17 protein-coding genes are annotated in these 19,752 nt (G+C 64.0%); 6 read left to right on the forward strand and 11 right to left on the reverse strand.

The genetic code is table 11. The features are described 5' to 3' along the window. Positions 1-15 precede the first annotated feature (15 nt). Both DFO48_RS12135 and DFO48_RS12140 read left to right on the forward strand, forming a co-directional pair. A complete protein-coding gene (locus DFO48_RS12135; protein ID WP_114863548.1) occupies positions 16-492 on the forward strand; it encodes a CidA/LrgA family protein in 477 nt (158 codons plus the stop codon). A gap of 3 nt (positions 493-495) precedes the next feature. Continuing rightward, positions 496-1,191 carry an LrgB family protein gene (locus tag DFO48_RS12140; RefSeq protein WP_059441595.1) on the forward strand — a complete coding sequence of 232 codons (696 nt, stop codon included), beginning with the start codon at positions 496-498 and terminating at the stop codon, positions 1,189-1,191. Positions 1,192-1,227: 36 nt separating this feature from the next. Here DFO48_RS12140 and DFO48_RS12145 read toward each other — a convergent pair whose 3' ends face one another. The 10 genes from DFO48_RS12145 to DFO48_RS12195 all read right to left on the reverse strand — a co-directional run bounded on the left by DFO48_RS12145 (position 1,228) and on the right by DFO48_RS12195 (position 12,473). Next, positions 1,228-2,256, reverse strand: coding sequence for a cyclase family protein (locus DFO48_RS12145; protein WP_114863549.1), 1,029 nt, complete (start codon positions 2,254-2,256; stop codon positions 1,228-1,230). 60 nt (positions 2,257-2,316) lie between these two features. Then, complete coding sequence (locus DFO48_RS12150; RefSeq protein ID WP_114863550.1) at positions 2,317-3,033, reverse strand: DsbA family protein; 717 nt, start codon at positions 3,031-3,033, stop codon at positions 2,317-2,319. A 92-nt stretch (positions 3,034-3,125) separates the two neighbouring features. Continuing rightward, positions 3,126-4,007, reverse strand: a complete 882-nt coding sequence (locus tag DFO48_RS12155; RefSeq protein ID WP_114863551.1) for a LysR family transcriptional regulator — start codon at positions 4,005-4,007, stop codon at positions 3,126-3,128. A 134-nt stretch (positions 4,008-4,141) separates the two neighbouring features. Next, positions 4,142-5,590 carry an aldehyde dehydrogenase family protein gene (locus tag DFO48_RS12160; RefSeq protein ID WP_114863552.1) on the reverse strand — a complete coding sequence of 483 codons (1,449 nt, stop codon included), beginning with the start codon at positions 5,588-5,590 and terminating at the stop codon, positions 4,142-4,144. A gap of 184 nt (positions 5,591-5,774) precedes the next feature. After that, entirely contained in the window at positions 5,775-7,112 is a 1,338-nt protein-coding gene (locus DFO48_RS12165; protein WP_114863553.1) for an enolase C-terminal domain-like protein, read from the reverse strand. 48 nt (positions 7,113-7,160) lie between these two features. After that, complete coding sequence (locus DFO48_RS12170; protein WP_114863824.1) at positions 7,161-8,126, reverse strand: 2-hydroxyacid dehydrogenase; 966 nt, start codon at positions 8,124-8,126, stop codon at positions 7,161-7,163. A gap of 294 nt (positions 8,127-8,420) precedes the next feature. Beyond that, positions 8,421-9,380 (reverse strand): tripartite tricarboxylate transporter substrate binding protein, encoded by a 960-nt coding sequence (locus DFO48_RS12180; RefSeq protein WP_114863555.1) that lies wholly within the window; start codon positions 9,378-9,380, stop codon positions 8,421-8,423. 56 nt (positions 9,381-9,436) lie between these two features. Next, positions 9,437-10,348: a 5-dehydro-4-deoxyglucarate dehydratase gene (gene kdgD / locus DFO48_RS12185; RefSeq protein ID WP_034351488.1), complete on the reverse strand. Its 912-nt coding sequence runs from the start codon at positions 10,346-10,348 to the stop codon at positions 9,437-9,439. A 41-nt stretch (positions 10,349-10,389) separates the two neighbouring features. Next, positions 10,390-11,367 (reverse strand): tripartite tricarboxylate transporter substrate binding protein, encoded by a 978-nt coding sequence (locus DFO48_RS12190; RefSeq protein ID WP_063662772.1) that lies wholly within the window; start codon positions 11,365-11,367, stop codon positions 10,390-10,392. Between the two features lie 308 nt (positions 11,368-11,675). Then, entirely contained in the window at positions 11,676-12,473 is a 798-nt protein-coding gene (locus DFO48_RS12195) for a FadR/GntR family transcriptional regulator (protein WP_034347898.1), read from the reverse strand. Between the two features lie 101 nt (positions 12,474-12,574). Between DFO48_RS12195 and DFO48_RS12200 the strand changes: the two genes are divergently transcribed. From DFO48_RS12200 to garD, 3 genes are all read left to right on the forward strand, one after another. After that, positions 12,575-13,870, forward strand: coding sequence for a glucarate dehydratase family protein (locus DFO48_RS12200; RefSeq protein ID WP_114863556.1), 1,296 nt, complete (start codon positions 12,575-12,577; stop codon positions 13,868-13,870). A gap of 117 nt (positions 13,871-13,987) precedes the next feature. After that, on the forward strand, positions 13,988-14,989 hold the full coding sequence (locus DFO48_RS12205) for a tripartite tricarboxylate transporter substrate binding protein (protein ID WP_114863557.1): 1,002 nt from the start codon (positions 13,988-13,990) through the stop codon (positions 14,987-14,989). A 168-nt stretch (positions 14,990-15,157) separates the two neighbouring features. Further along, positions 15,158-16,723, forward strand: a complete 1,566-nt coding sequence (gene garD / locus DFO48_RS12210) for a galactarate dehydratase (RefSeq protein ID WP_114863558.1) — start codon at positions 15,158-15,160, stop codon at positions 16,721-16,723. Positions 16,724-16,848: 125 nt separating this feature from the next. On the opposite strand, the gene DFO48_RS12215 is transcribed toward garD, so the two are convergent. Then, positions 16,849-18,387 carry an acetyl-CoA hydrolase/transferase family protein gene (locus tag DFO48_RS12215; protein ID WP_114863559.1) on the reverse strand — a complete coding sequence of 513 codons (1,539 nt, stop codon included), beginning with the start codon at positions 18,385-18,387 and terminating at the stop codon, positions 16,849-16,851. A 362-nt stretch (positions 18,388-18,749) separates the two neighbouring features. Here DFO48_RS12215 and DFO48_RS12220 point away from each other — a divergent pair, with 362 nt between their 5' ends. After that, positions 18,750-19,730: a YihY/virulence factor BrkB family protein gene (locus DFO48_RS12220; RefSeq protein WP_114863560.1), complete on the forward strand. Its 981-nt coding sequence runs from the start codon at positions 18,750-18,752 to the stop codon at positions 19,728-19,730. Positions 19,731-19,752 lie beyond the last annotated feature (22 nt).

A 19,752-nucleotide genomic window follows, 5' to 3' on the forward strand; every position in this document is an offset into this window, starting at 1 on the left:
CCTAGAATTTCACCCATGTCACAGATTACGGAAGCTGTCGCCCCTCGCGCCCAGGGCGGCAGCCATTCTTTTGCCCAGACACTCTGGCAACTGCTCAAGGCCATGCTGCAAGTGTGCCTGCTCAGCGCCATCTGGATTGCCATGGATGTGCTGCGCCAGCATTTCGGCTGGAGCATGCCGGCCGGCCTGATCGGTTTCGGCCTACTGGCAGTGGGCCTTTTTTCGGGCCTGGTCAAGGCACGCTGGCTGCAAAGCGGCACCAACTGGCTGCTGGCAGAGATGCTGCTGTTCTTCGTGCCTGCCATGCTTGTGGTCACCGAATACCCCGATCTGATCCGTCACCAGGGCTTGCGCATTCTGGCCGTCATCGTGGCCAGCACAGCCTGCGTGATGGCCGTGACCGCGCTGGCTGTCGATCGTGTCTATCGCTTCGAGCTGTGGCTGGCAAGGCGCAAGTCCAGCCGCGATGCCGCTGCCCTGAACGAGGATTAAGCCATGCTGTCGAATGAAGTCATCGGTCTGCTGTCGCTGCTGACCACCGTAGCCTGCTACTGGGTCAACAAACGCCTGTACCGCAAGCATCCTCATCCATTGCTGATGCCCATCGTTGCCACCCCCATGGTGCTGATCGGTCTTTCGCTGCTGACCCATGTCAGCTACCCGCAGTACATTGCCCAGACCCACTGGCTGGTCTGGCTGCTGGGCCCCACTACGGTGGCATTTGCACTGCCTCTGTACGAGAACCGCAAGCTGCTGCGCAAGCACTGGATGTCGATAGCCACCGGCGTGGTCGTGGCCAGCCTGGTCTCCATCTCCACCACCATTGCGTTTGCCGATATGTTCGGCCTGTCCGAGGCGCTGCAAAAAGGCCTGGCCGTGCGCAGCATCACGACACCGTTTGCAATCGAGGCCGAGAAAGTGCTGGGCGGTCCCACCGATCTGGCGGCGCTGTTCGTGCTGCTGACCGGTGTCAGTGCCATGCTGCTGGGCGAGACCGTACTGCGTGTGCTGCCCCGCATCCGCAGCAAGCTGGCCACGGGCGCCAGCTGGGGCGGAGCCGCCCATGGCAGCGGCGTGGCCCGCGCGCGCCAGGCCGGCGAGGTGCAGGCCGTGATGGCATCGCTGGTGATGATGATTGCCGGTGCCGTGAACGTGCTGGCAGCTCCCTGGGTGCGCACATTGTTTTTCTGAGCCGCGCTCGAGGACTGGCTCCGGCAATCGCCGCTCTCAGCGCACCGGAATGGCAATCGGGCGCAGCGGCGCGGCGTCGCCACCTCGGATCTTCAGCGGCCCCCCGATGAAGGCGAACTCATAGACCTTGTCGCGAGAGAGCCCGTCCAGGGCCACCAGTTCCATGATGGGAATGCCTTGCTGGGCGAGCAGATAGCTGTGCAGCGGCACATAGTCGTCGTCCACTTCTGAGGGAAAAGTCTCCAGGCTCAGGTTGTCGGCGCCGATGATCATGGCACCCGCATCCTCGGCCAGAAAGCGTGCGGCATCCAGGCCCAGCCCCGGGGGTTTGGCCATATAGGCCTGGGGTTGGTCGTAGAGTTTCATGCGTCCCGTGCGAATCAGCACGATATCGCCCTTTTGCAGCGTTACGTTCTGGCGTGCCAGCGCCTCCTTGAGGTCCTGCCGGGTGATCCGGTACTGGTCGGGCAGCATGTCCAGCCCCTTGGCCGCTGCCACGTCAATCAGCACGCCGCGAGCCACCAGTGGCGGGAATTTCTCAATGCCCGTGCGCTGCCAACCCCGGTCACCCAGATGCTCGTCGGCACTGAAGCCATTCCAGATCTTGCCGCGTATGCCGAAGTGGTTGAGTGCGTCGATGTGCGTGCCCGTATGGCTGTACATGGAGAACGCCGTACCCGTGTAGCTGCGCGTGGTGTTCATGCTCTTGCCCACGTTCATGGGGTCGTCCACCACGGTGCCGCGTGGCGTGTGCGTCATCCAGAACTGGTAGTGCGGATCGCCGGCATCCTGCCAGCTCGGCATGCCCACGTAGTACTCGGTGGCGAGGTCATAGACCTGGCCGCCTGCGATGCGCTGCAGGATGGCAGCGCGCGAGGCAGGCGTGATCAGATTCAGGCGGCCGATCTCGTCGCCCGGCCCCCAGGGGCTGCGGCCCACGTCCTGGCTGGCTCCGGCCGGGAGCGTGTGGCCACCGTGGGAATGAGCCAGACCGGAGAACGCTGCTGCCATAGCGAGCAACAGGGAGGGTAAGCGCCGGGCACGGGCGCGGAAAGAGAAGTTCATGGGTGTTTCCTTGGAAGCGGTGCGCCTTGCGGCGCGGGTATGAAAGAGTGCTGAGATGACTTAACCCACCAGGGCGCGCAGCCGTTCACGCAGCTGGCCCAGGGGCAGGGTCTGCAGCGTGGGAAGACCCGGAGCGATGACACTGGGAATGCTGCGCAGGCCCAGGTGCTGAGCCAGTGCGAGATCCTGGTGAACCATGTTCAAGGCCTCGGCACTTTCCATGCAGCGTGCAAAAGCATTGCGCTCGAAGCCGGTGTGCGTGGCGATGTCCAGCAGCACCTCGGCGTCGCCTATGTTGCGGTGGGCACTCATATGGGCGTGCTGTATGGCATCGAACAGATTCCAGTGTGCCTCGTCGCCCTCCAGGATCTGGGCAGCCTGGCAGGCCAGTGCGCCGGCCAGGCCGCTGGGGTACTCAAAGGTTTCGCGGCGCATGCCTTCGATGTCGATGCGCTGTGTGTCGTCATGCCGTGCGCATGCCTCCCAGTGCCCGAGAATGGTTTGCTTGGCCTGCTCCATGGAACCAAACCGGGCCACCATCTCGGCGCGGGAAGCTTGCAGCACAAAGCTGCGCTGACGTACGCGCAGGCCCAGCTCGCGGGCCACCTGGCGCAGGCGCGGCGACATCACATAGCACCAGCCGCAAACCACGTCGTGGAAGAAATCGATGACGGGAGCAGCCTGCGCTGCCGCGGACAGGACCGGGCCAGGGGCGGGGGCGGGATGGGCTGCGACCTGCGCGGGCAGAGCGCAGGAAAAATCATGGCATTGCGTCATGCTTGTGTCCTTCATGGCTGATGGACAGCAAGCGTAGGGCGCAGGCCTCGCAGGAGTAAGAGGCCTGCGCTTGAGAGACTCTTAATCCGGCGTCAAGAATCCCCGTCCATGGCCACAGGCAGCGCCTCGGCCAGAAAGTCCACAAAGGCGCGCACCTTGGGCAGCAGGTGACGTTGCGTGGGGTAGACCACGTAGACATGGCGCGGCTGCTCGGCCCAGTCTTGCAGGCTCAATGCCTCCAGCTGCCCCTGGGCGATGGCGGGCCGGGCCAGAAAGGACGGCAGTGCACCAATGCCCATGCCCGCCACCAGCAGCTCCCGCAACATCAGGCTGTTGTTGACGCTGGCGCGTGCTTCACTCGGAACTTGCAGGCCGTCGTCGGCCTGTGCCAGGCTGTAATTCAGCAGCGCATGTCCACGCAGCGCGGCCACGCTGGCCGGGCGGCCGTGTTGCTGCAAATAGGCTGGCGAAGCGCACAGCATCTGCGACAGCGAGGCCAGGCGCCGCGCAATCAGCGATGAATCCGCCAGCTCGGCGCTCAGGCGTATGGAGACATCAAAGCCCTGACCCACGGCGTCCACCAGCCGGTCTTCCATGGATAGGTCGATCTGCAATTGCGGATGGCGCTGCATGAAACGCGCCAGCAGCGGCGCCAGCGTGCTCAGCGCAAACGACAGCGGCGCGTTCACGCGCAGCCGCCCCGTCACCAGCTCGGACTGCGCCCGCACCGATTTCTCCAGCGTGTCAAAGCCATCGAGCAGCCGGCAGCATTCGGCGTAGTAGGCCCGGCCGGTATCTGTCAGGCTCATGCGGCGCGTGGTGCGCTGGATCAGCACCGCACCCAGCTGTGCCTCCAGCGCGCGCAATTGCTTGCTCAGCGCCGCCGAGGAAAGATCGAGTGCATCGGCTGCCCTGGCAATGCTGCCCAGTTCAACAATGCGCCGAAAGGCGCGCAAAGGGGTGAGCGAATCCATGGAAGAGAAGAGCGAAAACCTGGGCCGCAGCGTAGCAGCTTTCGCAGCAGGGCCGGCGCGGCTCGGGCATGCTCGCTCTTCTTCGGAAAAATGGGCCACTCAAGCTTTGCAGCTTGCTTGAACAGCCCCAAGCATCACGCCAGCGTATAGGCCGTCTTCACCGTGGTGTAGAACTCCTGGGCATAGCGACCCTGCTCGCGCGGACCGTAGCTCGATCCCTTGCGCCCGCCAAACGGCACGTGGTAGTCCACCCCCGCCGTGGGCAGGTTGACCATGACCATGCCGGCCTGGCTGTGGCGCTTGAAGTGCGTGGCGTGCTTGAGGCTGGTGGTGGCAATGCCGGCCGACAAACCAAACGGCGTGTCGTTGGACACGGCCAGGGCCTCTTCGTAGTCCTTGACGCGGATCACGCTGGCTACGGGGCCGAAGACTTCCTCGCGGTTGATGCGCATGCCGGCTTCGGTGTCCACGAACAGCGTGGGCGCCATGTAAAAGCCCTGCTTGCCGCTGCCCGTGTGGCAGGCGACGCGGGCACCGCCAGCGGCCAGGCGGGCGCCTTCGGCTTGGGCGATTTCCACGTAGCTCAGGTCCTGCTCCAGCTGGGCCTGGCTGACTACGGGGCCCATGTCGGTGCCAGCGGCGCGTGCGTCACCGACCTTGATTTGGGCCATGCGCACCTGCAGGGCCTCGATGAAGGCCGGGTAGATCTTGTCGGTGACGATCAGGCGGCTGGATGCCGTGCAGCGCTGGCCGGTGGAGTAGAAGCCGCTCTGGGCCGACAGTTCCACCGCCTGGGCGAGGTCGGCGTCGTCGAGCACGATCTGGGGATTCTTGCCGCCCATCTCCAGCTGCACCTTCTTGCCGCTCTTCACGCAGGCTTCGGCGATGCCGCGGCCCACGCCCACCGAGCCCGTGAAGCTGATGGCCGCCACATCGGCGTGGTTCACCAGGGCTTCGCCGATCACGCGGCCCGGGCCCATGACCAGGTTGAACACGCCAGCGGGGATGCCGGAGCGGTGGATGATGTCGGCCAGGGCCCAGGCACTGCCCGGCACCAGGTCGGCGGGCTTCAAGACCACGCAGTTGCCAAAGGCCAGGGCCGGAGCGATCTTCCAGGCGGGGATGGCGATGGGGAAGTTCCAGGGCGTGATCAGGCCGACCACACCGATGGGTTCGCGCGTGATTTCCACGCCGATGCCAGGACGCACCGAAGGCACGGTCTCGCCCGTGAGGCGCAGGCATTCGCCGGCAAAAAACTTGAAGATCTGGCCGGCGCGGCCGACTTCGCCAATGGCTTCAGGCAGGGTCTTGCCTTCTTCGCGGGCCAACAGCTCGCCCAGCTCGGCCTTGCGCGCGAGGATCTCCGTGCCGATCTTGTCCAGGGCGTCGGAGCGCGCCTGGATGCCCGAGGTGGACCAGGCGGGAAACGCAGCGGCGGCGGCGGCCACGGCGGCCTGCACGTCGGATGCGCCGCCCTGGGCGTACGCGCCGATCAAATCGGACAGGTCGCTGGGGTTGGTGTTGGGGGAATAACTGTCAGCAGCCGTCCACTGGCCGTTGATCAGGTTGTCGTAGCGGGACATGAGGTGCTCCGAAAGAGAAGGTAATCAGGAAAGAGAGGCCGAGCCAACTGGACGTTGCGTTTGATACCGGCGCGGCCGAAAACGAGGGACACCGAGGAAGGGCAGCCCCGCACTGAGGGTGTCGTCCCCCTCCCTCGCGAAGCGAGTAGAGAGGGGGAAGGCGCGTAGCGCCTCAGGGGGTGCTCTACCTCACCATGCAAGGCCGTTTGTTGTCGAACTTCCAGCCGGGGATCAGGTGCTGCATGGCGATGGCGTCATCGCGCGCGCCCAGGCCGTGTTCTAGGTACAGGGCATTGGCGCGCTTGAGGGCTTCGCGGTCCACGGTCACGCCCAGGCCGGGGGTCTTGGGCACTTCCACAAAACCGCCCTTGATCTGCAGCGGGTTCTGCGTGAGGTACTGGCCGTCCTGCCAGATCCAGTGCGTGTCGATGGCCGTGACCTTGCCGGGCACAGCGGCGGCCACGTGGGTGAACATGGCCAGCGAGATGTCGAAGTGGTTGTTGGAGTGCGAGCCCCAGGTCAGGCCCCAGTCGCGGCAGGTCTGGCCCACGCGCACGGAGCCGGCCATGGTCCAGAAATGGGGGTCGGCCAGGGGGATGTCCACGGACTGCAGCGACAGGGCGTGCACCATCTGGCGCCAGTCGGTGGCGACCATGTTGGTGGCCGTGGGCAGGCCGGTGGCACGGCGGAATTCCGCCATGACTTCGCGGCCCGAGAAGCCGCCTTCGGCGCCACAGGGGTCTTCGGCATAGGCCAGCACGCCGCGCATGTCGCGCATCAGGCGGATGGCATCCTTGAGCAGCCAGCCGCCGTTGGGGTCCAGGGTGACGCGGGCTTCGGGGAAGCGCTTGGCCAGTGCGGTCACGGCCTCGACTTCCTGCTCGCCAGCCAGCACGCCGCCTTTGAGCTTGAAGTCGTTGAAACCGTAGCGCGCGTAGGCGGCTTCGGCCTGGCGCACGATGGTCTCGGGTGTCATGGCCGTCATGTGGCGCACCTGGGTCCAGTCGTCCGTGCCCAGCTTGTCTTCGCCGGCCCTGACGTAGTCCATGCCGGTCTTGTCGCTTGGGCCCACGAAGAACAGGTAGCCCAGCATTTCCACGCGCTCGCGCTGCTGGCCTTCGCCCAGAAGGGCGGCCACGGGCACGCCCAGGTGCTGGCCCATCAGGTCCAGCAGGGCAGATTCGATGGCGGTCACGGCGTGCACGCCGATGCGCAGGTCAAAGGTCTGCAGGCCGCGGCCGCCGGTGTCGCGGCCTTCCAGGGATTTCTGCACCTCTTGCAGCAGCTGCAGGTGCTGGCCGATGGAACGGCCAATCAGCACCTGCCGGCTGTCCTCCAGCGCCTGGCGAATGCCTTCGCCGCCCGGTACCTCGCCCACCCCCGTACGGCCCGCGCTGTCGTGCACCAGCACAACGTTGCGGGTGAAGTAGGGCGCGTGGGCGCCGCTGAGGTTCATGAGCATGCCGTCGCGGCCGGCGACGGGAATGACTTCGATGGCGGTGATGGTCGGGGTAGTGGACATGGGAAGGCTCTTCAACAGACGCGGAGGAAAAAGGGGATCACAGGGCGATCACTGCGCGGCGGACCAGGGCACTTCGGCCGCGGGACGGCCGGTGGCGATGAACTGCTGCAGGTTGTGCAGCACCAGGTCGGCCATGGCGCGACGGGTTTCGTGGGTGCCGCTGGCGATGTGGGGGGCCAGCACCACGTTGTCCAGGGTCAGCAGGGCAGGCAGGGGACGGGGCTCGTCCTCGAACACGTCCAGGCCGGCGCCGGCGATGCGCTTGTTCTCCAGGGCATCGGCCAGGGCGGCTTCGTCGACCACGCTGCCGCGTGCCACGTTGACCAGGAAGCCTTGCGGGCCCAGGGCGGCCAGCACCTCGGCGTTCACCAGGTGGCGTGTGCCTTCGCCGCCGGCGGCGGTGATGACCAGGATGTCGGCCCAGCACGCCAGCTCCAGCAGCGAGGGCAGGTACTGATGGGGCGAGCCTTCGACGGAGCGGCGGTTGTGGTAGGCCACTTCCATGTCGAAGCCTGAGGCGCGGCGCGCCACGGCGCTGCCGATGCGGCCCATGCCGAAGATGCCCAGGCGCTTGCCGCTGGCGCGCGTGCGGATGCCGAAACGGCCCTGGCTCCAGCCGCCGCGACGCACGAAACGGTCGGATTCGCTGAGGCCGCGCGTGGCGTCCAGCAGCAGGGCAAAGGCCAGGTCGGCCACGCAGTCGTCGAGCACGCCGGGCGTGTAGCCCACACGTGCGCCACGGCGCAGCAGGGCGTCCTTGTCCAGGGCATCGAAGCCCACGCCGAAGCTGCTCACGAACTTGAGATTTGGCAGAGCGTCGACCACGCCCGCAGGCAGCCCCATGGCGGCCGATGTGACCGCATATTCGAACTGGCCGCCATGCTCGGCAAGAAAGCGCTCGGGATCGGGTTGCTCGGAGAGGATGCTCACTTCGTAGGCTTGGGCCAGTTCGGCGTCAAGCTGGGCCAGCGGCATCTTGCCGTATTGAAGAACGCGTGGTCGGGTGGTCGCCATGCCTTGGAATCCTTGGAACTTGCGGGGACTGAAAGCCCCGGTGAAAAGGGCCTGCGTGGTGGCAGGCCTGCGGAGATGACCAGAGGCCAACCCGGAGTTTTATCTCAACTATCCCCTGTGTCCGATGTAGAAAAATCTGTTCGAAACTGGCGCGACCAAAGATCAGGGACGCCGAGGAAGGGCCGCACCGCACCGAGGGTGTCACCGGTTGCCCGGACGCCCCCCTCCCGCGAAGCAAGAGAGGGTGCCGTGCACACGGGGAAAGGCGCGAAGCGACTCAGGGGGTGCTTCATTTCAATCTGCAGTGATTTTTCGGGTCTCGATCAGTCGCTTCCAGCGCTCGTTCTCCTGGGCCTGAAAGCGTGTGAATTCTTCGGGCGTGTTGCCCACGATTTCCAGCCCCTGCTCCACAAAGCGCTTGCGGATGTCGGGTTGCTGAACGGCGACAATGGCAGCCTTGGCCAGTCTGGCCTTGACATCGGCCGGCAAGCCCCTGGGAGCGGCCATGCCTTGCCAGGAGTAGACCTCGGCACCCTTGACGCCGGACTCGGCCAGTGTGGGAACGTCGGGCAGCACGGGCGAACGCTGGCTGCCGGTCACGGCAATGGCGCGCAGCTTGCCGCTACGCAGATGAGGCAGCACGGCGTTGACGTTCTGGAAGGAAAAATCCACCTGTCCACCCAGCAGATCGGTGATGGCCGGTGCTCCGCCCTTGTAGGGCACATGCACGGCTTCGGTGCCCGTTTGCTGCCAGAACAGCTCGGCCGACAAATGATCCGAAGAGCCATTGCCGGAGCTTGCAAAACTGATCTTTCCGGGACTGGCCTTGAGCGCGGCAATCACCTCGCTTACGCTGCGGGCCTTTTGCGTCGGGCTGGCAACGAGCACATTGGGCGCCTGCACGGGGATGGTGATGTAGTCGAAATCCTTGCTGGCGTCATAGGGCACGTTCTTCACCATATGAGGGGTCACCACAAAAGGGCCCAGCGAGGCCACCAGCAGGGTGTAGCCATCGGCCGCCGCACGCTTGACGGCTCCCGCACCGATGGTGCCCGTGGCTCCAGGACGGTTTTCCACGACAAAGGGCTTGCCCAGTTGCTCGGCCATGCTCAGGGCCACCGCACGCGCCACTGTGTCGGTGGAGCCGCCAGCCGGGAACGGCACGATGATGTTCACGGGCCGGTCGGGAAAGTTGCCGGCCGCCTGGGCGGCCAGGGCCATGGTGGCACCCAGCGTGATCAGTATCTTTTTCATGCGTTGTCTCCTGAAGACGCGGGGCCCGGTTCTTGGCCTGACCCCTGCATCGGGTCTTACTGGGGGCCGAGCTTGTCGATCAGGACCTTGAGTTCTTCCATCTCGGCAGGCTTGAGGTCGGTCAGGGGAGCGCGCACGGGACCGGCATCGTGGCCGACCAGCTTGGCGCCGGCCTTGATGATGCTCACGCCGTAGCCTTCGACACGGTTGCGGATCTTCAGGTAGGGCATGAAGAATTCCTTGAGCAGCTTGTGCTGCGTGGCCTGGTCATCGGTGCGCACGGCTTCGTAGAACGCCATCGCCGTCCTGGGGATGAAGTTGAAGACGGCAGAGGAATACACAGGCGTGCCCAGAGCCTTGTAGGCGGCCGCGTAGACCTCGGCCGTGGGCAGTCCGCCCAGATAGGCGAAGCGATCACCCATCTTCATGAAGATGGAGGACATGGTCTCGATATTGCCCAGACCGTCCTTGAAGCCCACCAGGTTGGGGCAGCGCTCGGCCAGGATGGCCAGGGATTCAGGCGTGAAGCGAGAGCGGTCGCGGTTGTAGACGATGACGCCGAACTTCACGCTCTTGCAGACCTGCTCCACATGGGCGATCAGGCCTTCCTGGCCGGCTTCGGTCAGGTAATGAGGCATCAGCAAAATGCCGTGGGCACCCAGTCGTTCAGCCTCCTGGGCATGGGCGATGGCATTGCGGGTGGGACCGCCGGCGCCGGCGATGATCGGCACCTTGCCACGGCAGGTATCCACGGCGGTCTTGATGATCTGGCCGTATTCCTCGCCATACAGCGAGAAGTATTCGCCCGTTCCACCGGCGGCGAACAGGGCACTGGCGCCATAGGGAGCCAGCCATTCAAGGCGCGCGGCATAGCCCTTGGCATTGAAGTTGCCCTGGGCATCGAAGTCCGTCACAGGGAAGGACAGCAGGCCGGAACTCATCACGTCTTTGAGGTCTTGGGGTGTCATGGTAATCCTTGAATAGAGGAGAGCAAAAAAGATCTGGCAGCTCAATCCAGCTGCAGTTGGGCGGCTTGCACCACGGCGCGCCAGCGCGCGCGCTCGGCGTTGAAGAATTTGTCGGTTTCGGCGGGCGTCATCGTGACGACCTCGGCACCCTGGCCGGTCAGTCGGGAGCGGACCTCGGTGGAGCGGATGGCAGCGAGCAACACCTGGTTCACACGCTGCACCACGGCTTCAGGCGTCTTGGCGGGCAGCACCACACCCTGCCAGGTGCCCGAGGCAAAACCCTGTGCGCCCTGCTCCGCCAGCGTCGGCACATCGGCGATCAGTGGCATGCGGGTGTTCTTGGAAATGCCCAGCAGCTTGAGCTTGCCGCTTTGCACATGCGGATAGGTGGCCAGCATGCCGTTCATCAGCACCTGGGTCTGGCCTGCCACCGTGTCCTGCACCGACTGCACGCCGCCCTTGTAGGGCACATACACCCATTTGGCGCCAGTGATGCGGGCCAGCTCCACGCCAGCCAGATGGGGAGCACTGCCCGATGCGGTGACGGCAAAGTTCAGGTCCTGCTTCTTGGACAGCTCCACCAGCTCCTTGAGATTGCTGGCCTGGACGGAGGGGTGCACCACCAGCATATGGGGCGAATAGGCCAGCATGGCCGCACCACGCAGCGCCTTGGAAGGATCGAAGCTGAGCTTGGTATAGATCGAGGGAGAGATGGCCAGTGCACCGAGATCGCAGAGCAGCCAGGTATAGCCATCGGCCGGTGCACGGGCGACGAATTCAGCGCCCAGATTGCCATTGGCGCCGGGCTTGTTGTCGATCACCACGGTCTGCTTGAGCTCCTGGGAGATCAGCTGCCCGATGGAACGCGCAATGATGTCGGAGCTACCGCCGGGAGGATAGGGAACGACCAGGCGGATGGGCTTGCTGGGCCAGGCATCGGCAGCCAGCAATGTGGACGACAGCAAACCGCCGGCCGCCAGGGCCAGCAGAGAGCGCAGAAAGTGCGAGCGTCGGACCATGGTGAAATGTCTCCTTGTTGTGGTCAGTCATCATACAACTAGGTTTTTTTGAACACCAAGACATTTTTTCTAAGGGTAAGCACGGGTCACCGCTGTTGATCAGGCTTCAGCGCGCGCCACTTTCGTCCATTCAGCACGCTTCAAACTCAATACTGAAGAGCGCTTCAAGCTATTATTTTTAGAGCACCTTCATATGTTTGGCGCAGCGGAGCCACAGCGACCGCCGGGTGCCGCAGGCAGTCCGTCGCCCGTTGCTGCGGTCAGCCTCTTCAATCAAGCGCCCGCCCAGGTGCCTCGGCACGGCGGGCTCAGGACTCTGCGCTCAGACTCAGGCGCTGGGCCAGGCGCAAACGCTCCCGCGAGTTGGTCAGATGGATGCGCATGGCGGCGCGTGCCGAATCGGCATCCTGGCGCACGATGGCGGCATAGATCTCCTCGTGCTCGCGGTTCACCCGGCGCAGATAGTCGGGATCGCGTGCCGGCGTATGCATGGAGGCGATGCGATTGCGCGGAATCAACAGCGTCCCGAAATGCTGCAGGATGTCCTGAAAATACCGGTTGCCTGTGGCCTGCGCGATGCTCAGGTGAAAGGCCAGATCATGTTCGACGGTGTCGTGCCCCAGGGCGAAATGATGCTCGAACTCCTGCAGAGCCTCGCTCATTACCTTCAGATGGGCTTCACTGCGGCGCTGGGCAGCCAGACCGGCAGCCTCGGTCTCCAGACTGATGCGCAGCTCCAGCACGGCCAGCACATCGACGGACTCGCTGAGCTCGCGCGCGCTGAGCATGGGGCTTGCACTCTGGCGCGCGGGCAGCACAAACGTGCCTATGCCATGGCGGGTCTCGACCAGCCCCGCCGCCTGCAATTTGGACAGCGCCTCGCGCACCACGGTGCGGCTGACGTCATAGCTGCGCACGAGTTCGGACTCGGTGGGCAGCTTGTCCCCCTCATGCAGCAGGCCCTGACGGATCTTGTGCTCGAACTCCTCGGACAACAGATTCGCCAGACTACGGCTGCCCTTGCTGGTTTTGCTGCGCAGCGCGTACCCCTCCGTCAGCGGCAAAGACGGGGTTGATTGGGGTAATTCCGATGTCTGAGTACTCATGAGCCTGATGATAATGGCTTTCAGTTGTACGACAACATACCACAAAGACTCCCTATTTCAACCTCGGCCCGCAGCTCCTGCGCCGCACCAGTCATCTCAAGATGAGCACTTCTCACCAGATCCGCCACATCCGCATCACGCCGATTGCCTTCCGTGATCCGCCGCTGCTCAACGCCGCCGGCATTCACGAGCCCTGGGCGTTGCGCTCCATCATCGAGCTCGAGACTGCTTCCGGCCTGGTCGGCATCAACGAGAGCTATGGCGACCAGCCCATGCTGGATGCTCTGGCCAAGGTCGCACCGGCCCTGGTCGGGCTCTCGCCCTGGGCGCTCAATGAAATGGAGGCCCGTGTCGCCGCCCTGGTCACCCCGCCCAAGCTCACGGCCTCGGAATTTCTGGGTCAGCAGGTCTCGCTGGCCCCTGGCACCCATGTCTCCAAGACCGTGGCCAAGGTAGTCAGCGCCTTCGAGGTCGCCATGCTGGACCTGCAGGGCCAGATGGCCCAGGCTCCCATCGTCGACCTGCTGGGCGGACCCGCACGCGACCGCGTGCCCTACTCGGCCTATCTATTCTACAAATACGCCGAGCATGTGGGCCAGCCCCATGCACCCGACGCCTGGGGCGAAGCCCTGAAGCCGGCCCAGCTCGTGGCCCAGGCCCGGCGCATGATCGACCAATACGGCTTCCAGAGCATCAAGCTCAAGGCCGGCACGCTGCCGCCCGAGCAGGAAGCTGCCGGCATCCTGGCGCTGGCCGAGGCCTTCCCCGGCACACCGCTTCGCATTGACCCGAATGGCAACTGGACCGTGGAGACCAGCCTGAAGATCGTGCAGCAGTTGCGCGGCGTGCTTGAGTACTACGAGGACCCGGCCCCGGGCCTGGACGGCATGGCCGCCGTGGCCCGCGAGTGCGATGTGCCCCTGGCCACGAATATGGTGGTGACGGACTTTGCCGAGTTCCGCCGCAACGCCGACATGGGCTGCCCCGTGAAGATCGTGCTCAGCGACCACCATTACTGGGGCGGCCTGCGCGCTACACAGCGCCTGTCCACGCTGTGCCGCACCTTCGACCTGGGCCTGTCCATGCACAGCAACTCCCATCTGGGCGTGAGCCTGGTGGCCATGACTCATCTGTGCGCCAGCGTGCCCCTGCTGACCTATGCCTGCGACACCCACTATCCATGGCAGGACGAGGAGGTCGTCGAAGGCGGCCGCCTGCAGTTCGAGCAGGGCAGCCTGCGCGTGCCCACCACACCCGGCCTGGGCGTGACCCTGGACCGCGAGGCCCTGGCCCGACTGCACGACAACTATCAGCATTGCGGCATTCGCAACCGCGACGACCTGGGCCAGATGCGCAAATACGATCCGGAATTCACCGGCAAGCAACCGCGCTTCTGAACTCCAGCCCCCTGCACATAGAGACCGCAAAGAGCAAACATCCAGCCCAAGCCGAGCTGGTTCGATCGCCCCCTTTCCACAGCGCAAAAAGACGCTTTTCAACCGGAGACAACCGTCATGCAACGCCGCACCCTGCTTCAATCCACCCTCGCCGCCAGCGCCCTGCTGCTGGGCACATCCCTTGTCGCCGCACCGGCCCTGGCACAGGGCAACTGGCCCACGGGCAAGCCCATCACCTATCTGGTGCCGTTCCCCCCCGGCGGCAATACAGACACCCTGGCGCGCGTGATTGCGCAGCCGCTGAGCAAGGCCCTGGGCACGCCCGTGGTCATCGAGAACAAGGGCGGCGCCGGCGGCAGCGTGGGCTCGGCTCTGGCGGCCCGCGCCCCGGCAGACGGCTACACCATTCTGGGGGGCACCATCAGCTCGCACGCCATCAATGTCAGCCTGTACTCCAAGCTGGACTACGACCCCGTCAAGTCCTTCACGCCCGTCGCCATGCTCGGCTCCGGCCCTCTGGTGCTGGTGGTGCCTGCCTCCAGCCCCTACAAGACTCTGGCCGACGTACTGGCCGGCAGCAAGGCCAAGGCCTCCTCGGGCGGTCTGACCTCGGCCTCTCCGGGCAACGGCACCTCCAATCACATGGCGCTGGAACTACTGGCCTACCAGACCGGCGTGAAGTTCACCCATGTGCCCTACAAGGGCAGCGGTCCCGCCGTGCAGGATGTCATGGGCGGACAGGTGGACATGATGTTCGACACGGCCCTGGTTGTCGGCCCCCACATCCAATCCGGCAAGCTGCGCCCCATCGCCGTGAGCAGCTCCAAGCGCCTGGAATCACTGCCCGATGTACCCACGATTGCCGAGGCCGGCGAGAAGGGTTTCGACATGGGCTCCTGGCAGGCCGTTTTCGCCCCCGCTGGCACGCCCAAGCCCATCGTGGACCGCCTGCATGCCGAAATCCTGAAGATCGTGGCCACTCCCGAAGTCCAGGCCCGCCTCAAGAACTTCGGCATGCTGCCGTCGAACATGAGCACCGTCGAGCTGGCCGACTACCAGAAGGCCGAGGTGAGCAAATGGGCCAAGGTGATCAAGTCTGCAGGGATTAAAGCGGAATAAGTAAAGCACCCCCTGAGGCGCTTCGCGCCATCCCCCTTCTCGCTTCGCGGAGGGGGACAACGCCTTCGTCGCGAGGCGGCTCTTGCTCGGCGTTCCTGAGTTGGGACCTGACGTTTGCGAGGGCTGTACTCCGATTGCGACAGGTACCTAGAAAATTGAGACATTGCCATGAGTACCCCACTTCCGCTTTCCATCAGCATGCATCCGGCCGACAACGTGGCCATCGTGGCCAATGACGGGGGCCTGCCTGCGGGCACTGTGCTTCCGTCCGGCCTCACGCTGCTCGACAAGGTGCCGCAGGCGCACAAGGTGGCGCTGGTGGACATTCCCGAAGGCGGTGAGGTGCGCCGCTACAACGTGATCATCGGCTATGCGCTCAAGCCCATTGCTGCCGGCAGCTGGGTGCATGAGCGCTTGCTGCAGATGCCCGAGGCACGCTCGCTTGAGGGCCTGCCCATCGCCACCGTCAAGCCGCCCGTGCTGGAGCCGTTGGCAGGCTATACCTTCGAGGGCTACCGCAATGCGGACGGTACGGTGGGCACGCGCAACATCCTGGCCATCACCACCACGGTGCAATGCGTGGCCGGGGTGCTCGACTTTGCGGTGCGCCGCATCAAGTCCGAGCTGCTGCCACGCTACCCCCATGTTGACGATGTGGTGGGTCTGGAGCACAGCTATGGCTGCGGCGTGGCCATCGATGCCGTGGGAGCAGAGATCCCGCAGCGCACGCTGCGCAATATCAGCCGCAACCCGAACTTCGGCGGCGAGGTCATGGTGGTCAGTCTGGGTTGTGAAAAGCTGCAACCCGAGCGCCTGCTGCCGCCAGGCAGCTTTCCCATCGTCGACGAGCGTGAACCCGAACTGGACGTGGTCTGTCTGCAGGACGAGGCCCATGTGGGCTTTATGTCCATGATCGACTCCATCATGCGCCAGGCCGAGCAGCATCTGCGCCGCCTCGACGCCCGCCGCCGCGAGACCGTGCCTGCCAGCGCCCTGGTGGTGGGCGTGCAATGCGGGGGCAGCGACGCCTTCAGCGGCGTCACCGCCAACCCGGCCGTGGGCTTTTGCACCGACCTGCTGGTGCGCGCGGGCGCCACCGTGATGTTCAGCGAGGTGACCGAGGTGCGCGACGGCATAGACCAGCTCACCTCACGCGCTGCAAGCCCCGAAGTGGCCGAAGCCATGATCGAGGAAATGGCCTGGTACGACGCCTATCTGGACAAGGGCCGTGTGGACCGCAGCGCCAACACCACACCGGGCAATAAAAAAGGCGGATTGTCGAACATCGTCGAAAAGGCCATGGGCTCCATCATCAAGAGCGGTACAGCCCCCATCACCGGCGTGCTGTCACCGGGTCAGCGGCTGGCCGATCGCGACATCAGCCAGGGTCTGGTCTATGCGGCCACGCCGGCCAGCGACTTCATCTGCGGCACGCTGCAGCTGGCGGCCGGCATGAACCTGCATGTCTTCACCACGGGCCGCGGCACGCCTTACGGTCTGGCTCAGGTGCCGGTGATCAAGGTGGCCACGCGCAGCGACCTGGCGCGACGCTGGCACGATCTGATGGATATCAACGCCGGACGCATTGCCGACGGCGAGGCCACGATCGAAGACATAGGCTGGGAGATGTTCAGGCTGATGCTCGATGTCGCCAGCGGCCGCAAAAAGACCTGGGCCGAGCATTGGCAGTTGCATAACGCGCTGGTGCTGTTCAACCCGGCTCCGGTGACCTGAAGCCACGCACTGATCATGCTTCTGAAGCTGTAGCAGCTTGTGCAAGCAATTGGTTGGCTGCGAGCAGAAATCATAAAAAAAACGCTGCCAAGGCAGCATTTTTTCATGGGTGCTTCAGCAAGCGATCAAGCCTGCATGGAGCCCGTCTTCAGATAGCGCTGATGCCAGGCATACGCCTGATCAAGCAAATGTGGCGTGTGCTTGCCCGGTGCATCGCGCAGCGCGCGCTCCAGATACTCGCTCATCGCCGCCTTGTAGTCGGGATGCACGCATTTCTCGATGATCAGACGTGCGCGCTGCACCGGAGCCAGGCCGCGCAGATCGGCCAGGCCTTGCTCGGTCACGATGACCTGCACGTCGTGCTCGGTGTGATCGACATGGGAGACCATGGGCACGATGCAGCTGATCTTGCCGTCCTTGGCCGTCGATGGCGTCATGAAGATGGACAGATAGGCGTTGCGTGCAAAGTCGCCGCTGCCGCCAATGCCGTTCATGATGGACGAGCCCATGACATGCGTGCTGTTGACGTTGCCGTACATATCGGCCTCGATCAGCGCGTTCATCGAAATCAGGCCCATGCGGCGGATCAGCTCCGGGTGGTTGGAGATCTCCTGCGGGCGCAGCATGATGCGCTGGCGGTAGTAGTCGATGTTGGCCAGAAAGCGCTCCATGGCCGCCGGGCTCAGCGCCAGCGAGGTGGTCGATGCTGTATCGAGCTTGCCCGACTCCAGCATGTCCAGCATGCCGTCCTGCAGCACCTCGGTATAGGCGTTCAGGTGGTCGAACGGGCCGTTGTTCAGCCCCGCCAGCACGGCGTTGGCGATATTGCCAACGCCCGACTGCAACGGCAGCAACTCGGGCGGCAGGCGGCCCACTTTCACCTCGTGCTGCAAAAAGTCGATGATGTTCTCGGCAATGCGCATGGAGCCCTCATCGGGTGCCGTGAACGCTGCCAGCCTGTCACGCTGGGCCGTTGGTACCACGGCAATCACCTTGCTCAGATCGCAATGCAGATAGGGCTCGCCAATGCGGTCGAACGGGTGCTCCATGGGTATGGGCTTGCGCCTGGGCGGGACGGCCGCACCGTAGTAGATGTCGTGCATGCCCTCGAGTTCGGCAGGCTGGGCACTGTTGACTTCGAGAATGATCTTGTCGGCCTGCTCCAGCCAGGTCTTGTTGTTACCCACCGAGGTCGATGGAATCAGACGACCGTCGGGCAGGATGCCCGCCACTTCGATCACCGCCACGTCAAGATGACCGAGGAAGCCGAACCACACATGCTGCGCAACATGGGACAGATGGATGTCTACATACTGCATGCGCCCCTCGTTGATCTCTTTGCGCACCGTGGGATCACTCTGGTAGGGCAGGCGGCGTTCAATGCCATGCACCTTGGCCAGTGCGCCATCGAGTTCGGGCGAGGTCGAAGCTCCCGTCCACAGACTGATGCGGAAGTTGCCGCCACTGGCGTTCTGCGCTTCGATGCGGCGTGCCAATGCCTGGGGCACGGCCTTGGGCGCACCTGCGGGAGTGAAGCCGCTCATGCCCAGTGTCATGCCGGATTGAATCAGGCCGGCGGCCTGGTCCGCCGACATGATGCGTTCGCGCAAGACAGGGCAAAGCACGCGATCTGCAGGAGATGCGGTGGAAAAGGAAGTCTGCATGTAATGTGTCTCGTCTTGCCAGCTTTCGTGAAGCGATATGGCTTTTTGTAGTTAAAGAGTTGCACTTTGACTGGTGCAAACCCGGATTGAACTACGACACACAGAAGGTCGCCAAGCGTAGTTGACTAGAGAAAACCCCGATGCGCTTTCTTAAAAGAAGCCAGCGAAATTGAATTCACAACTCAAATAAGTGAGCACCCATCGCTCAACGGACAACAGATGAAAACTTAAAACTGCTGAAATTTGTCTCCATGGCGGAGTTGCCAGAATGCAGGCGGAAATTACAAAATATTTGCCTGTACTCACTGCCAGCAGACATAGGCTGACAAAACGACCATGGTTCAGCAACCAGAATTCGACACATGGCTTTTGATACCTCCGGCTGGCAGCACAAGCTGCGACGCCTCGCCCACCCCTTGCAACCGCTGATCGACTCCGTGCAACTCTGGCTGCAGGCCGACGGTCTGCGCATGAGTGCCGCCATGTCGTTTTACGGCATGCTGAGCCTGGCGCCGCTATTGCTGGCTGTCGTGGGACTGCTCGGCTGGTGGCTGGATCGCAGCTATGTGGAAAGCACCTTGATCAGCCAGATACAGAGCGTGGTCGGAGAGCGCGCGGCACAGGTCGTCAAGAGCGCGCTGGCCAGCGCCCAGAATTCCAATCAGGGCTCGCTCGCGTCCGTGCTTGGTCTGGTGATGATGCTCTCGGGCGCCACGGGCGTGTTTGTAGAGCTGCAGGCTTCGCTGGACAAGCTCTGGTCCATGGGCGAAGAGTCTCGCCCGCAGGAAAACAAGCCCTGGTGGAGCATGGCCGTCTCACGTCTGTGGGGTTTGAGCTATGTCGTGGGCCTGGGCTTTTTGCTGCTGGTGTCCATGGTGATTTCAACCGCCATCCAGATGATCACCAAATGGGCCAATGACGAGCTGCAGCTTGTGCCGCTGGGCCCGCTGATGGGGCTGATCAACGAGGGCCTGTCCTTTGGCATTGCAGTGCTGCTGTTCTGGGGTCTGATGCGCATGGGTACCGGCATCAAACCCGTCACCCGATACCTGCTGCTGGGCTCGCTGACGGGAGCTGCCCTGTTCACCATCGGCAAACAGGCCCTGGCCTGGTATCTGTCCACCGCCGCCGTGGTATCGGCCTATGGTGCAGCCGGCTCGTTGGTGGTGGTGCTGATGTGGTTCTATTTCACCTCGGCCATCCTGCTGTTCTCGGCCGCCACGGCCAAGGCCTGCAGCAAGTCCAGGCTCAAGCTGCGCATGCCTTTCACCTCACCCAAGTTGCCCAGCCCTCGCCCTATGGATCTGGAGCGACTGCCAAAGAACGCGGGGGAGGGCATATGAATTGGTCAAGAGCGCTTTCTGG

The sequence above is a fragment of the Comamonas sp. AG1104 genome, assembly GCF_003350425.1.
Lineage (GTDB): Bacteria > Pseudomonadota > Gammaproteobacteria > Burkholderiales > Burkholderiaceae_C > Comamonas > Comamonas testosteroni.